At 46.5% G+C, this 12,999-nt stretch carries 15 protein-coding genes; 6 read left to right on the plus strand and 9 right to left on the minus strand.

Features of this window, described 5'->3' with window-relative positions; all coding sequences use genetic code 11:
* The first annotated feature begins 1 nt into the window (after nucleotide 1).
* Together nagB and nagA are read left to right on the plus strand one after the other, a co-directional pair.
* Entirely contained in the window at nucleotides 2–730 is a 729-nt protein-coding gene (gene nagB, locus BAZ21_RS11755; RefSeq protein WP_068500358.1) for a glucosamine-6-phosphate deaminase, read from the plus strand.
* Nucleotides 727–1,947, plus strand: a complete 1,221-nt coding sequence (gene nagA, locus BAZ21_RS11760; protein WP_068500361.1) for an N-acetylglucosamine-6-phosphate deacetylase — start codon at nucleotides 727–729, stop codon at nucleotides 1,945–1,947. Before nagB ends, nagA begins: the two co-directional genes overlap by 4 nt.
* Nucleotides 1,948–2,038: 91 nt before the next feature.
* On the opposite strand, the gene BAZ21_RS11765 is transcribed toward nagA, so the two are convergent.
* Complete coding sequence (locus BAZ21_RS11765; RefSeq protein WP_068500364.1) at nucleotides 2,039–3,034, minus strand: YhcN/YlaJ family sporulation lipoprotein; 996 nt, start codon at nucleotides 3,032–3,034, stop codon at nucleotides 2,039–2,041.
* Between the two features lie 196 nt (nucleotides 3,035–3,230).
* Between BAZ21_RS11765 and BAZ21_RS11770 the strand changes: the two genes are divergently transcribed.
* Nucleotides 3,231–4,820 (plus strand): esterase/lipase family protein, encoded by a 1,590-nt coding sequence (locus BAZ21_RS11770; protein WP_068500368.1) that lies wholly within the window; start codon nucleotides 3,231–3,233, stop codon nucleotides 4,818–4,820.
* Between the two features lie 184 nt (nucleotides 4,821–5,004).
* Here the strand turns inward: BAZ21_RS11770 and BAZ21_RS11775 are convergent, their stop codons facing one another.
* Nucleotides 5,005–5,214: a helix-turn-helix domain-containing protein gene (locus tag BAZ21_RS11775; protein WP_068500372.1), complete on the minus strand. Its 210-nt coding sequence runs from the start codon at nucleotides 5,212–5,214 to the stop codon at nucleotides 5,005–5,007.
* A complete protein-coding gene (locus tag BAZ21_RS30100; RefSeq protein WP_084011599.1) occupies nucleotides 5,151–5,513 on the minus strand; it encodes a hypothetical protein in 363 nt (120 codons plus the stop codon). Before BAZ21_RS30100 ends, BAZ21_RS11775 begins: the two co-directional genes overlap by 64 nt.
* A 186-nt stretch (nucleotides 5,514–5,699) precedes the next feature.
* Between BAZ21_RS30100 and BAZ21_RS11780 the strand changes: the two genes are divergently transcribed.
* On the plus strand, nucleotides 5,700–5,903 hold the full coding sequence (locus BAZ21_RS11780; RefSeq protein ID WP_068500375.1) for a hypothetical protein: 204 nt from the start codon (nucleotides 5,700–5,702) through the stop codon (nucleotides 5,901–5,903).
* Nucleotides 5,904–5,980: 77 nt separating this feature from the next.
* Here BAZ21_RS11780 and BAZ21_RS11785 read toward each other — a convergent pair whose 3' ends face one another.
* From BAZ21_RS11785 to BAZ21_RS11800, 4 genes are read right to left on the minus strand one after another with little or no spacing between them, the layout of a single operon-like run.
* On the minus strand, nucleotides 5,981–6,919 hold the full coding sequence (locus BAZ21_RS11785) for a DUF4340 domain-containing protein (protein WP_068500377.1): 939 nt from the start codon (nucleotides 6,917–6,919) through the stop codon (nucleotides 5,981–5,983).
* Nucleotides 6,916–8,307, minus strand: coding sequence for a GldG family protein (locus tag BAZ21_RS11790; RefSeq protein ID WP_068500379.1), 1,392 nt, complete (start codon nucleotides 8,305–8,307; stop codon nucleotides 6,916–6,918). The genes BAZ21_RS11785 and BAZ21_RS11790 overlap by 4 nt, the downstream gene beginning before the upstream one ends.
* Before the next feature lie 5 nt (nucleotides 8,308–8,312).
* Nucleotides 8,313–9,035, minus strand: coding sequence for an ABC transporter permease (locus tag BAZ21_RS11795; protein ID WP_068500381.1), 723 nt, complete (start codon nucleotides 9,033–9,035; stop codon nucleotides 8,313–8,315).
* On the minus strand, nucleotides 9,032–10,147 hold the full coding sequence (locus BAZ21_RS11800) for an ABC transporter ATP-binding protein (RefSeq protein WP_068500933.1): 1,116 nt from the start codon (nucleotides 10,145–10,147) through the stop codon (nucleotides 9,032–9,034). The genes BAZ21_RS11795 and BAZ21_RS11800 overlap by 4 nt, the downstream gene beginning before the upstream one ends.
* Before the next feature lie 51 nt (nucleotides 10,148–10,198).
* On the opposite strand from BAZ21_RS11800, the gene BAZ21_RS28480 reads away from it, so the two are divergent.
* Complete coding sequence (locus BAZ21_RS28480; protein ID WP_141694966.1) at nucleotides 10,199–10,387, plus strand: hypothetical protein; 189 nt, start codon at nucleotides 10,199–10,201, stop codon at nucleotides 10,385–10,387.
* A 635-nt stretch (nucleotides 10,388–11,022) separates the two neighbouring features.
* Here the strand turns inward: BAZ21_RS28480 and BAZ21_RS11805 are convergent.
* Nucleotides 11,023–11,865, minus strand: a complete 843-nt coding sequence (locus BAZ21_RS11805; protein WP_068500384.1) for a MerR family transcriptional regulator — start codon at nucleotides 11,863–11,865, stop codon at nucleotides 11,023–11,025.
* Nucleotides 11,866–11,905: 40 nt separating this feature from the next.
* Complete coding sequence (locus BAZ21_RS11810; protein ID WP_068500388.1) at nucleotides 11,906–12,202, minus strand: hypothetical protein; 297 nt, start codon at nucleotides 12,200–12,202, stop codon at nucleotides 11,906–11,908.
* Between the two features lie 113 nt (nucleotides 12,203–12,315).
* On the opposite strand from BAZ21_RS11810, the gene BAZ21_RS11815 reads away from it, so the two are divergent.
* Complete coding sequence (locus tag BAZ21_RS11815) at nucleotides 12,316–12,993, plus strand: DUF554 domain-containing protein (RefSeq protein ID WP_068500392.1); 678 nt, start codon at nucleotides 12,316–12,318, stop codon at nucleotides 12,991–12,993.
* The last annotated feature ends 6 nt before the right edge of the window (nucleotides 12,994–12,999 follow it).

Consider the following 12,999-nt stretch of genomic DNA (forward strand, 5'->3'; position numbering starts at 1 on the left):
GATGAACATACGCATTTTTAACAGCCGTGAAGACCTGAACGCTACTGCCGCCGCTGTGATATCCGGCTTGCTGCTAACCAAACCGCAGGCCATGCTTGGTCTAGCCACCGGTAGTACGCCTATTGGTATTTACCAACATCTTGCAAATATGTACCGCAAGGGACAGGTCAGCTTTGCACGAGCCTTTGCTGTCAATCTTGATGAATATGTCGGCCTTTCCCAGGATCACCCGCAGAGTTATCGCAGATTTATGAATGAACACCTGTTCCAGCATATCGACATTCCCATCGCCCATACGCGCGTACCTGACGGGAATGCAATGGATTTGGCAGCAGAATGTGCAGCACACGAGCAAGCCATTCTGGATCATGGGCACGTGGATCTCCAATTGCTCGGCATTGGTCATAATGGTCATATCGGCTTTAACGAACCCGGTCGCAGCTTGACTGGGTCCACACATATTGTCGATTTGGAAGAAAGGACGCGTACGGCAAATGCCCGATTTTTTGGCCATATAGACGCTGTACCCAAGCAAGCAATTACGATGGGAGTAGGCACGATTTTAAAGGCGAAGCAAATTGTTCTGGTGGCTTTTGGTGCAGATAAGGCTGACATTATAAAGCAGGCTTTAACTGGACCCGTCACGACAGAATGTCCGGCTTCCCTGCTGCAATGCCATCCCAACGTGCTTATATTACTGGATCAGGAAGCAGGAGGTTGGTTTAATTGAACTCAGATGAATCGAGTGGCAGTATAACTCAGCTGCTGTATGGACAGGTCGTCGTCGGGAACGACATGATTGAAAAAGGGGTTGTCATCATTCAGGGGCAATCCATTGTATATGCGGGTTCAGAGGAGGATTTGCCTGCGGATTGGACATTCGTAGACAAGGCAAGTCGTACAGATGGTACAGCTGGATCAGCAAGCATGGTTCGTCTGGAAGGCGGCTATCTGCTGCCCGGCTTTATTGATATTCATGTTCACGGCGGTAATGGCGAGGATTTTATGGACTCCAATCCAAGAGTACTGGATACGATTACCTCCTTTCACGGCTCGCAAGGAACGACCGCCATGCTGGCTACCACGATGACCGCACCCAAGGAGCGCATTGACCGGGTGCTGGGTGAGGTTCACGCCTATATGGCACAGCCTATGCCCCATGCACAGTTGGAGGGCGTGCATCTGGAAGGCCCGTTCATTAGTCCGAACTGGCCGGGAGCACAAAACCCGCAACACATCGTGCCTCCGAATCTCGCGTGGATGGCAGAATGGGAGCAGCGCTACCCAGGCCTTGTTCGCCAACTTACGCTTGCGCCCGAACGGGAAGGCGCGCTGGAACTGATTACGTGGCTGCGCAGCCACGGTATTACTGCCGCTCTGGGTCATACGGATGCCACATATGAAGAGGTGGAGCAGGCAGCGGCGGCGGGCCTGAACCATGCCGTGCATGTGTTCAATGCCATGACTCCGCTACATCACCGCAAGCCGGGAGCCGCTGGAGCGGTACTTGTTGATCCGCGCATTGAAGCAGAGGTCATCGCGGACGGCATTCACGTGCATCCTGCCGCCATTTCTCTACTCGCCAAGTTAAAGCAGAATCATAATCTCATTTTGATTACTGATGCCATGTCTGCCACCGGGCTGGAAGATGGACACTACACGCTCGGTGATCTGCCAGTAATCGTGCAGGATGGTGTGGCACGACTGGAGGATGGAGTCACCTTGGCGGGAAGCACACTGACCATGATTGAAGGCTTTCGTTTTCTGGTTCAACAGGTGGGCTTGAGTATCCCCGAAGCCTCACAAATGGCCAGCCTGAATCCGGCTCAATCCCTGAACATTCACGATCGGACAGGATCGCTAGAAGCAGGCAAGCAAGCAGACATCCTGTTGCTGGATGCCGATCTAAATCTGCAAGGCGTATGGATTAAAGGAGTGCGCCAATAATTTATATCATTCCACTAAACCAAAAAGCTATCCGTCGGCGCATTCGCCGAAATGGATAGCTCTTTTTTTGGCATTATACATATGTTGTGAATTAGCGATAATTCATAGGTGCAGGTGTATGATTTTGTGGACGTGTTGGTGATGTAATTGGACGGTTTGTACCAGCCGCAGGGGTTGGAAAAACGCGTTGAATGATATCCACCAATTGGGTACTCATTCCTTTGATCGGATGACCACTTTGCACACTGCGTGCAAAGTCGGTGCTATGCTTGATAAAATCAGGGTTGGCTGATACATACACCTGTTGAATCGACGGCGCAAATTGCTTAACCTTGTGGGCAATTTTACTTTTGACCGCTTCGGTCAACGTGCTAGGCTCATACGCAGTTCGTGCACCCTGAACTGTAGTGCCATCCGTGCGGGTACCGTCCGTCAAGCCACGAATCATACCATAAGAACCTGTACCCATTGTGCCGTATAATCCGTCACCACGACGCGCAGGTGTTCCGTATCCGGTAACCCCATCTGTCACTCCGGGCGTAGTGGTACCCGTTGTATAGCCCCCGCGCGTACCATTAACGCCACTCACGCTCGGTGCATTTCTGTAATGCTGAGTACTTGTGGCGCTTGGAGTACCCACACCAGTTGCGTTGGCATGGTCCTTCAAGGAGACCGCTACATAAGCATGACGATCACCAACCAGTACGGTCGCAGATTTAACATCCGGCAACTCGGCTATACGCTTGGACAAATTGCGATCGACTTGCAAATTACGAACTGGGTGTCCGGGAACATTAGTGTTCGGGTTCAATGGCACCCCATCCACACCGTTGGACTTAACCCCATAACGGTTCACACCATCAATTCGGTTCACACCATCCATACCATAACGGTTTACACCATCAATTCGGTTCACACCATCCACACCATAACGGTTTACACCATCCAAAGGACGTGTGCTTTGCACGTTATAGCGGGTAGCGTTCGTACGGACGTTTTTCGCAGTCCCACACCCTGTCAAAGTAGCCATGCTGGCAAGTAAAGCAGCAGAAATCGTCAAACTGATGATCTTCTTAGTTCCTGGCATGAACTCATCCTCCATACATATAAAATGTGTGACGAGAATAGCATGCGCCATGAATCCTAGGGATATCCTGACTAAAAAATGACTGAAAAAATAAAATTTTAATGTAAATATGAAATAGAATTGATGATTTACCACAAGATGGCATGTATAATGAGTTGGGAAAAATACTTTATTTTACAAAAGGAGGATTCCAAGGTTGAGAAAGATCACCGTTTTGATGCTTATTTTCTTATTATCTGTCACTCTTGTCCCCGTTGGCGCTTTTGCAGGCTCCACTACACCTGAACCCCCAAAAGAAGCCGCCGGAAGCTGGGCAGAAGGCCCGCCACCTAATCGCGTTGATCCTGCCAAGCCCGCACTATTGTTTGTACATGGTTTGAACAGTAGCGCTGAAGTCTGGACCAAGAATAACAACGATATGCTTCAGCGCGCACGTGACGCCGGATACCAGACGGCCACCATTAATCTGTACGATGCCAACGGCACCTCACAGGATATGTGGGACAATGGCAAGCTTCTAGCCGACAAAATCAAGGTCATTAGTAATCACTTTGGCAAAAAGCTCATCGTCATCGCCCACAGCAAAGGTGGAGTAGATACTCAAACCGCTCTCGTATATAATGGAGCCGCCCCCTATGTACAACGTGTCATCACCCTCAGCAGTCCTCATCATGGCTCACAACTTGCAGATCTCGCCTACAGCAGCTGGGCCGGATGGCTGGCAGATATCATCGGCTCCCAGAATCCCGGCACCTCTACTTTACAAACATCTTATATGAAGTATTTCCGATCCAAGACTGATGCACTCAGCAACGCAACTACCATTCCATTCTTCACGTTTGCTGGTGATAACTGGTCCGACGGCACCGCTTCCTACATATTGGGTGGACTTTATCTCTCATCCTTTGGTAAGAATGATGGAGTGGTCACCGTCGACAATGCCAAGCTTCCCGGTGGACGTGTAGTCAAAGTCGGACCCTGGGATCATGCCAAGGTTCGTACCGGCTCCTACGTCTTCTCCCTGACCCAACCCTACCTCCAAGCGAACACTCCAGCATTGAATCAGGAAGCTGAGGCACTTTCAGCAGCATCTTCCCTGACTGCTTCTGCTTTACAATCCACCTATAGCGAGATTGACAATTCGTACTTTATCCGCGGCGGAGACTATAATGGAAAAGCCTCCGAAATCCTCACCGTTGAAAATGGTGTCAAATCCATTGATCTGGACTGGATCAGCGATAAACGTGTAAATCAGCTTGAACTGATCAAGCCTGACGGTACCAGCGAGATCATTAATCTGAAAGCAGGTTATGATAATGAAATTTTTGCTGGTGCCTGGCATCATAACGCTGTCATTCAAAATCCAAAACCGGGTACCTATAAACTGAACGCCACGCTTGCTGACCAAGGAGCGTATCTCCTGATCGCTCGCTATCATGCCGTTCAGGTGCCTGAACTAAAATACAAGCTCAATGCAGTCGGCCCGAAGCTGAATCTGGAACCACAAGATTCTAAAGACAGCACAAACAGCGTTACACAAGTCACCTACCAGGTTCAATACTACGGTGACCCGCAGCAAGGAACCACTTTAGCACCCAAGGGTTTGACGTTACAGCAAAAGACAGTCACCCCTACCGGACAAATCGAACTTTCCAAAGCGGACAAGACCGGTCTTTATTCCGTAACTTATGAAATTAGTGGCACCACGGAGGCTGGCTATCCTTACCGCCGCACGGCAGTTCAATCCATCTATATTGACGCTGACGGAAATAAGTATGTAAATTAATCTATTCTAAAATATTAAAAGCCTGAGAACGCTCCTTATCATATAGGGCTGCGCCTGTCCATGACAGGAAGCAGTCCCATATGAGCGATTTCAGGCTTTTTATCATATGTCTGATCGTCAGACTTTGCAAGCTTATAATATCCATTGTCCACCTTTTTTCTATCTGTAATTATTGCCTCTGTAATTATTGCCGCAATTCTTCGATAAAATCAGTCACAATACTTTGAACAGCATCCTCACGGGACATGCGGATATACCGGCTGGTTTTCTGAATGTCTTCCTCGAACAATTGAAGTATCCTGAACATGGCCTCCTGATCCCCACTTCGTGTTAATTTGAGCAGTTGGATGAACTCAGCATCCGAGATAATTCCTTGAGCATTTTCTTTTTCCATTTATTCACCGCCTGTTGAGATAGCTTTAGCTCTCCTGCAATCTGTGCTTCGGTTTTGTCTAGTATGTAAAGGTCAAAGATGATGGTTTTACCGATCTCAGACGGTAGAGAATTGATAAGCTGTAGAGTAAACATTTTAGAGTTTACAGAGTCTGAAAAAGATGGAGTACCGATGGCTTCGTTCTTTTCCATTACAAATTCATGATTGGTTTGTACCCGCGCACGATATTGAATCCTCCATGCAATCCGGTACAACTTCTTCCGGTATTGTTCTACCAATGTTAGCTGAGATTCACTTATGATAAATCACCCTTTCTCTTTGGATTCGGCCCTTTGAAATCCTCATATTATAGGGTAATTTGAGAACACATTTTACAACCAAAAAAAGAACATTTGTTCTTATTTATTATACTATTTTTTCATACAGTTGTATATGGTTCTTTTAATTTACCTTCATTATATACGGCTAAAAAAGGAGGGAATACATTGCAGATGGATGATGCTCTTTCTTTGGTAACCAACGTGGGTTTTCCAGCTGGACTTTGTTTTATTTTATTGCGGCACATCCTGCACACGATGGAAGAAAAATTGGATAAGCTGGATCTCTCGCTTCATGAGCTGATTCAGGTCATGAAAGAATTAAACGATAACAGCAGCCCTTCTTCCAAAAGCAGCAAACCTGATGAATAACGAACACCAAGAGGCTCCAGCCGACGATGATTCGCCGTTGGAGCCTCTTGGTTCATACATATAAGTGGGTTATCAACTCATTTTTTAGTTTGAGCCTGATCGTGTCCATTTTGTTCGATACGATTCACGTCAGACACTGACAGACCATAAGCCCAGTTGCTCTGTGGGGGTACGACCCATACAGTATCCGGGTCATTGGTAAGCGTCCAGCCCTGATAGACCAGCCCGGAATCATCCTGATCCAGCGATACGCTCAGCGTAAAGCGATGAACAGGCTTGCTCAGCTCGGAGGCTTTGCGCAGGGATTGGTTGCTAGCCAGGTTTTTGATTTGCTGCGACAAGGAGGTCGCCGTATCACTGGCTATTGACTTCCCGTTCAGCGTCCAGGAAGTAGAAGCACTGTCTCCGGCTTTGCTGTTACCGGAGGACTTGAGCATCCATGAGGCCTTCTGGCCCTCCCACTCTATTCCGCTTAGCTTGGTATCGTCCCAGTCGAACGGTGTTGTATCTGTAAAATCAGCAGTACCCAGCAGCAATCCCGAAAGTGTATCTATAGGTACGGAAGCTACCTCTTTTTTATCTGATAAAACATAAGCAGCATCTCCCGAAGGTAGCGTTTCACCAAAGGCATAGGTATGCACATCGCCCTTCTTGGTCTTGATCTCTATTCGGTCATCCGTAGCGCTGATTCCGTACTTGGCTACGTCCTTGGGAGAAGATTCCACCGTTTCACCCAGCTTCACATCTAGAATCGCGGCCAACCAATTGTCTATTGTATATCCGTTTAACGGGTAAGACTGTGGCTTGCTCATGCTCCATTTGCCATCACGTTGTGTAAGCTCCACCGTTGTGCCGTCCTTCCCTGTGATAGCAAAAGACGCAATATCTTCCCGAGTAGTCTGAACCAGTTGGCGAGCCGCCGGTGCTTGTTCACGAAAAAAGTTTTGGCTCTTGGCATAGATTATACCCGCACCCAATACAACTAACAGCAGCACTGTGGGTATCCATTTTCTCATGCTCTTCTTCGCCTCCACCATAATAAGATTCCGATTACCGCGAACAGCAACGGCAATCCGATGACGGATATGGTCAATATCGTTTTCGCTTGCGCGGGAGTCAAATAGGCTACCTTGTAATCCTGCTCCTGACGAGGCCGAATGGTGAGTCCATCCGAGTGTTCCTGCACATAATTCAGACTGTTCAGCACAAAATCCCGATTTCCTCCCGTGCTGATCTCGGTGTCGCTTAGAAGCGCAGACGTTCCGAGAATCACCGCTTTGGGCTTGCCGTCTTTCCCGTCCACCGCGTAACCCAGATCAAGCGGCCCCTGCGGGTCCTTGCCATCCTTCTGCGTTTCGTTGTTCAGCAGCCCCTGAATATTCGTTTCACCATAGCTGGCAGCAGAAGATTGTAGCAAAGACGTAGTCTTCCAATTTTTTTGCTCCTCCGCCCGTAAAGCAATAGACAGCGAAAGAACAGGGTACAGATTGGAAGCTGCCAGCTTATCGGTGATCGCATGACTACCGAAGGTAGGAACTGTCCATAAAGGTCCGAGCGTATTGGTCTGCTCCTGATCCACCACAATCGCATGCGTATCCTTCACTCCATAATCAGCCGCCAGGGCGTCAAGGTTTTTCCAGTCGGATTCCATGTTCGGATGAAAGCCCAACGCCATAAAAAGCTTTCCACCACCGTTCAGGTACGTGCGAATACTCTTCAGCTCCGTTGCGCTGATATCCCGCTGTGGCCCGACAATAGCCAACACGGATGCACCTTTTGGCACACTGCCAGCCCGATTGAGCTGTACTTCTTCTGTTTTTACATTATCCTGTGCCAATGAGCCGCTTAGTTCGGTCATTTGAGATAAAGGAATTTCCTCATGTCCGGTCAGAAAAACAACTTTCCCCTGACGGGTAGAGGACAGCCCCAGCAGTCCACTGGTCAGCTTTTCTTCACCTGTAAACTGGTATGCTCCTTCACCACTCCCCTGCGCTTGCGTAAACAGACTCCCAATATCTATTACCCGTTTCTTTTCACCCTGCACCAAAACAATAGATGCTGCGGTAACACCATATTGCTTGGCCAGCACCGGTTCCTGATTCAGATCGTATTGCTCGACCTTGAGCTTGCTGTTGCGCTTGGCGTATTCGCTCAGCATATCCGTAACATCCCGGTTCAGCTTCTGATTTTGTGAAGTCGATACGGTAAAAGCAATTAATCGTACGTCTTCCTTCACTCCCTGAATAGCCGTTAACGTCTGGTCAGACAGCGTATACTGCTTGCCTGCCGTCAAATCCAGTTGAAAGCCTCCCAGCGAACGCAGAAATAACGTCAACAAAATAAAAATTCCTACAGCAGCAACCGACAGCACTACACTGTTTGTATGACCCAGCCATTTTTTCATTGTGATTACCTCCACCGTTTCCGTTCGACGACCTGGATGCTGAACAGCAAAAAGAGTGCCGCCACCGTCACGTAATACAGCACATCGGCTCCGTTCAGCAATCCTTTGGTGAAACTGTCAAACCGTGCAGTTAGTGAAAAAGGCTCCAGCCATTGCTGAACCGTTGCAGCTGCGCCCGTTTGTCCACCAAACGAATCCAGCATCCAAAACACGAGTAAAATAATAAAACTGACAACCGCTGACATCATCTGATGCTGTGAAAGCGTCGAAGCGAACAAGCCGATCGCCATCATGGCTGCGCCCAGCATAAACAGACCGATCACAGATGTAAACACCAGCGTCCAGTCCAGCGACCCATAAAAGGACATCACCACCGGATACGCCAGACTGCATAGCACTAAAATGAGCAGCATACCCAGCGACGCCAAAAATTTACCTATAATCATTTCCGTCACACTTACAGGTGAGGTTAGCAGCAGCTCATCTGTCCCCTGCCTGAATTCCTCTGCAACCAGGCGCATCGTGAGCAGCGGAACGACAAACACCAGCATGGACAGCGTATCACCAAGCACTAACCGATAGTCCAGAATACTCGGCTGATACATGACAAAATTCGTATAAAAGAGTAACCCCGTCAGCAGCATGTACACCGCCAGCGCAAAATACGTCGTGGGTGTCCACAAATAGGCCTGCAGCTCTTTTTGACAGACCGCGAACAAACGCCTCATGACTGATTACCTCCTGTATTCTTGTCTTCTCCGGCCTTGTCATCACTGGACGCAGACTCTTCATGATCTGCCTTAACGTCTGTGGATGCCGTATTCTCCGTGGAGGATAAATCATGAACCGCTTGATCCCCGACCTGACCTGCCCCCGTCTCGCGAGTTGTCAACTGCTGGAAGATATTTTCCAGGCTAAGCATCTCTTTTTTCATCTCGAATATCGGAAGCTTCGCCTCAGACAGCACATAAAACAGCTCCTCGCGGAAATCCTCATTGGAAGCGCCTGTTAGTAACACCTCAGTCAAATCCTGCTCTCCTATAGTCTGCTTCATATCTGCTTGAGGCAAGGCAGATGCTAATGGCTCGATCTCTACTTTTCCCCAAGCCTGCAAGACATTCAGCACTTGCTCACGATTTCCTTTGACTTCGACCTTTACCTTAAATCCATCCTCCATCGAATCGCCGAGTGCATCAGGTCGCCCATCCAGCACCAATTCACCCTCATGGATGATGAGAACCCGATTACATAAAGCATCTACCTCAGGCAAAATATGCGTGCTGAGCAGTACCGTATGATTTTCACCAATCTCCTGAATAAGCTGACGAATCTCCAAAATCTGATTAGGGTCCAAGCCTGAGGTTGGTTCATCCAGCACCAGCAAATCCGGGTTATGAATAATCGCCCCCGCCAGTCCCAAACGTTGTTTATACCCTTTGGACAAACTGCGAACCAGTTGTTTTTCACGCCCGTTCAGCCCCAAACGGGAAATCATCTCCGAAATACGAAGCTTCTGCTCTCGCGCAGGTACGTCCCGAATACTGGCTACAAATTTTAAATAGGATTGAACGGACATGTCTCCATACAAAGGCGGGGTCTCCGGCAAATAACCGATTTTGGAACGAGCCTGTCTGCCCTTATCCTGAATCGGGATGCCATCAATCGTAATCACTCCCTCGTTCGGCTGGAGATACCCCGTAATCATGCGCATCGTCGTCGTTTTCCCCGCACCATTTGGTCCCAAAAAACCGACAATTTCACCGCGCTGCATTTCAAAATCCAGCTTATGTACGCCCCGGTTGCCCTCATACCACTTGCTCACCTGTTGCACCTTGAGCACACGTTTCACCCTTTCTTTTATCGTATTATAAAATCTTGCTCCCCTACACACATGGCAAAAGAATCCCACTGCAACAGCGATTGGAAGCCCAAAGCCTTCGCGCAGCGGTCTCCACCTGCTACTTCCCACCAAAATGTTGCACGAGTGGCGGAGCGGTCTCCACCTGCTGCTCCCCACCAAAATGTTGCACGAGTGGCGGGTAGCAGCGGAGCGGAGATTTTGAAGCTGGAGAAGCGTTAGCGGTCGCCTTTGCTGGGGGATTCTTACCTCTTCATGTCTTATTTAATCAAAGAAGAATCCCACTGCAACAGCGATCGGAAGCTCAAAACCTTCGCGGAGCGGTCTCCCCCATCTCATGCCACACTTTTAAATTCTAATAATAAGCCCACACATATAGCCTTAGCTTAATGTCACTTAAATAGAAGCTTAAAAAAATATGTCTAAAATGTGAATACGAAAATACACTTTTGGCTTTGTTAACTTGTCCGATTCGCTATAGCATGGATACGCATCTACTATCATTACATCGTATGAGGGGAGTGTACAAAAAGCGATGAGCGTATTATTTACCAATCTAATCTCAAACGTTGACCTTGAAATCGGATCAGCCCTCTTTTGGAGCTCTGTCAATGGACGTTATGTTTCCATAGCGGCCTTATGCACATCCTCCTTTGATACCGCCGTGTTCTTAAAATGGCATATATTAAGCCTTACAGTATGCAAGAAAACAGCGGCTTTGATGTCATTTATCAAAACCGCTGCTTGGCTAACTTAATATGATTTAGACGCAATGTATCTTCTGCCACAACAACGGTTTTTTTATTTACCGAAAGGCAGATTATATTTATATATTTGGGTACTTGTTTGGTACTTGATTATTGGAATGGTATTTGTAATTCCGTCACGAATTTATTGTAATCATTTGTCATCCCAGTATCAATTATGGTAATTTCTACAGAATCCCCTTTAATTTGAAAGCCAGAATCTTTAAGATAATTTAGCAGCAAAGTGTAATACGGCGAAGCATCCTCATGAGTGCCCCTATATTGAACAGTTGCATAAGAGCCTTCCGACAATACGCTATCTTTATCTTCGAAACCTTCCTCAGCCTCAACGACCACAAAAATAGATGAAAAATGTGTAAACTGTCCTTCGATCAAATCCTGCTGGCTAACAGATACACCAACTTTTCCAAGAAAAATGGCATCATCTAGACAATGCTCTTTACTTAAATCCCGAATAAGAAGTTCTAAATCATCAGCAAGGGTGAATTTTTTCTCTAATAATACAATCCCTCTTTGTGGTAAATACTTGACTATGATTTGACCATATGATGCTGATAGAGCGGTTTCTATCTGTTCAATACGGTTTGTAATTTTCTTTTCAATTTGTGCTAATTGCTTTTGCTTTTTTAAGACACTCTCACGCTGCTCCATAAAAATAGACAAAATGGTATTCACATCTTTTTCATCAAAAAAATTAGATATTTTTTCTAGTGGCACATCTAAAGCACGCAAATATTTTATTGTATTCAAACGCTCAAACTGATTTGTAGAATAGTAGCGATAATTTGTATCTGGATTTACATATTCTGGTTTTAGGATACCGAGTTCATTGTAATATCGAAGTGTGCGGATATTCATGTGAAAGAGCCGGGCCATTTCTCCAATGGTTAAAAGGGCCTTTTTGCCAGATCCTTTATGATCTTTATCTGACATTCTTCAATACCTCCTTGCTTATAAAGCTATTATAACAACATTACATTGCGCCACCGCGCTCATGCTTTACCTCATATCCAGCCACAGCCATTGCATGGAAGAATGCCTTCATATCCGGCGGCTTTTCTGCAGGAAAAACATCAATTTGTGCCTTTAGGCGCTCTTGAAATATCGGCTGCTTATTGCCGCCCTGCCATTGTCCGTAGTGCTTGAAATTGCCTTTGCTTTTCAGTTTCGGATTGGCGATATAGGACAGGACGTTTTCAAGGCATATTCTATCAGAAAGCCTCCGAAGGGCAAAGCAAGAACACCAAAAATTATTGCGCGTAGTTGCCATGCGCAGCCCTCCTTTCTGCAAAAAAACAACTTCGGTACAAGTTGACCACTTGACCCTCTAGCAACTAGAGAGTTTAAAATCTTTATAGTTACTTTTTTGAAAGGAGAACCTTAGTGATTGGAACATTTGTAAATATCGGCACAATTCTTGTGGGAAGTATAGTGGGTAGTGTAATAAGAAAAGGACTTAAAGAAAAATATCAGAACATTCTTTATGATGCAATGGGACTTGCAGCAACAGGTCTGGGCATACATGCTGTCATAAAAAATATGTCCAACAGCACCTATCCTGTTTTGTTTATTGTAAGTCTTGCCATTGGTGGCATTTTAGGTACGGCTATAGAACTGGATGGCAAATTTAATAAACTCGTGGAAAAATACTCCAAAACTGATCTTGGACAAGGTTTATCAACAGCTATTATGCTTTTCTGCCTTGGAACCTTGTCTATTCTCGGACCGATTGAAAGCGCACTTCATCAGAACGACACTTATTTGTTTACTAATGCGGCATTGGATTTAGTTACTTCTCTTGTGTTGGCTTCAACTTATGGAATAGGTATTGCCTTGTCCGCATTGGTATTGTTTATCTGGCAGGGGAGTATTTTTCTTCTTGCCCATCAAGTTGCACCATTCCTTACACCTGAATTTATGACGGAAATTTCCATTATTGGAGGTTTTCTTATTTTGGCTTCCGGGTTATCTATATTAAAAATCAAGTCATTTCGAACATTTAATCTATTGCCATCTTTGCTAGTTCCTGCTGTATGGTTTTTGCTTATTCATTTATTTTAGGAGGTT

This window comes from Paenibacillus kribbensis (assembly GCF_001705305.1).
GTDB classification, from domain to species: domain Bacteria; phylum Bacillota; class Bacilli; order Paenibacillales; family Paenibacillaceae; genus Paenibacillus; species Paenibacillus kribbensis_B.

Coding starts and splice junctions, on each gene's coding strand:
- BAZ21_RS11795 (WP_068500381.1), bottom strand. CDS start 9,035: ATGAGGCGTTTGTTCGCGGTCTGTCAAAAAGAGCTGCAGGCCTATTTG.
- BAZ21_RS11810 (WP_068500388.1), bottom strand. CDS start 12,202: ATGGCAACTACGCGCAATAATTTTTGGTGTTCTTGCTTTGCCCTTCGG.
- BAZ21_RS28480 (WP_141694966.1), top strand. CDS start 10,199: ATGGCAAAAGAATCCCACTGCAACAGCGATTGGAAGCCCAAAGCCTTC.
- BAZ21_RS11785 (WP_068500377.1), bottom strand. CDS start 6,919: ATGAGAAAATGGATACCCACAGTGCTGCTGTTAGTTGTATTGGGTGCG.
- BAZ21_RS11790 (WP_068500379.1), bottom strand. CDS start 8,307: ATGAAAAAATGGCTGGGTCATACAAACAGTGTAGTGCTGTCGGTTGCT.
- BAZ21_RS11775 (WP_068500372.1), bottom strand. CDS start 5,214: ATGGAAAAAGAAAATGCTCAAGGAATTATCTCGGATGCTGAGTTCATC.
- nagB (WP_068500358.1), top strand. CDS start 2: ATGAACATACGCATTTTTAACAGCCGTGAAGACCTGAACGCTACTGCC.
- BAZ21_RS11805 (WP_068500384.1), bottom strand. CDS start 11,865: ATGTCAGATAAAGATCATAAAGGATCTGGCAAAAAGGCCCTTTTAACC.
- BAZ21_RS11765 (WP_068500364.1), bottom strand. CDS start 3,034: ATGCCAGGAACTAAGAAGATCATCAGTTTGACGATTTCTGCTGCTTTA.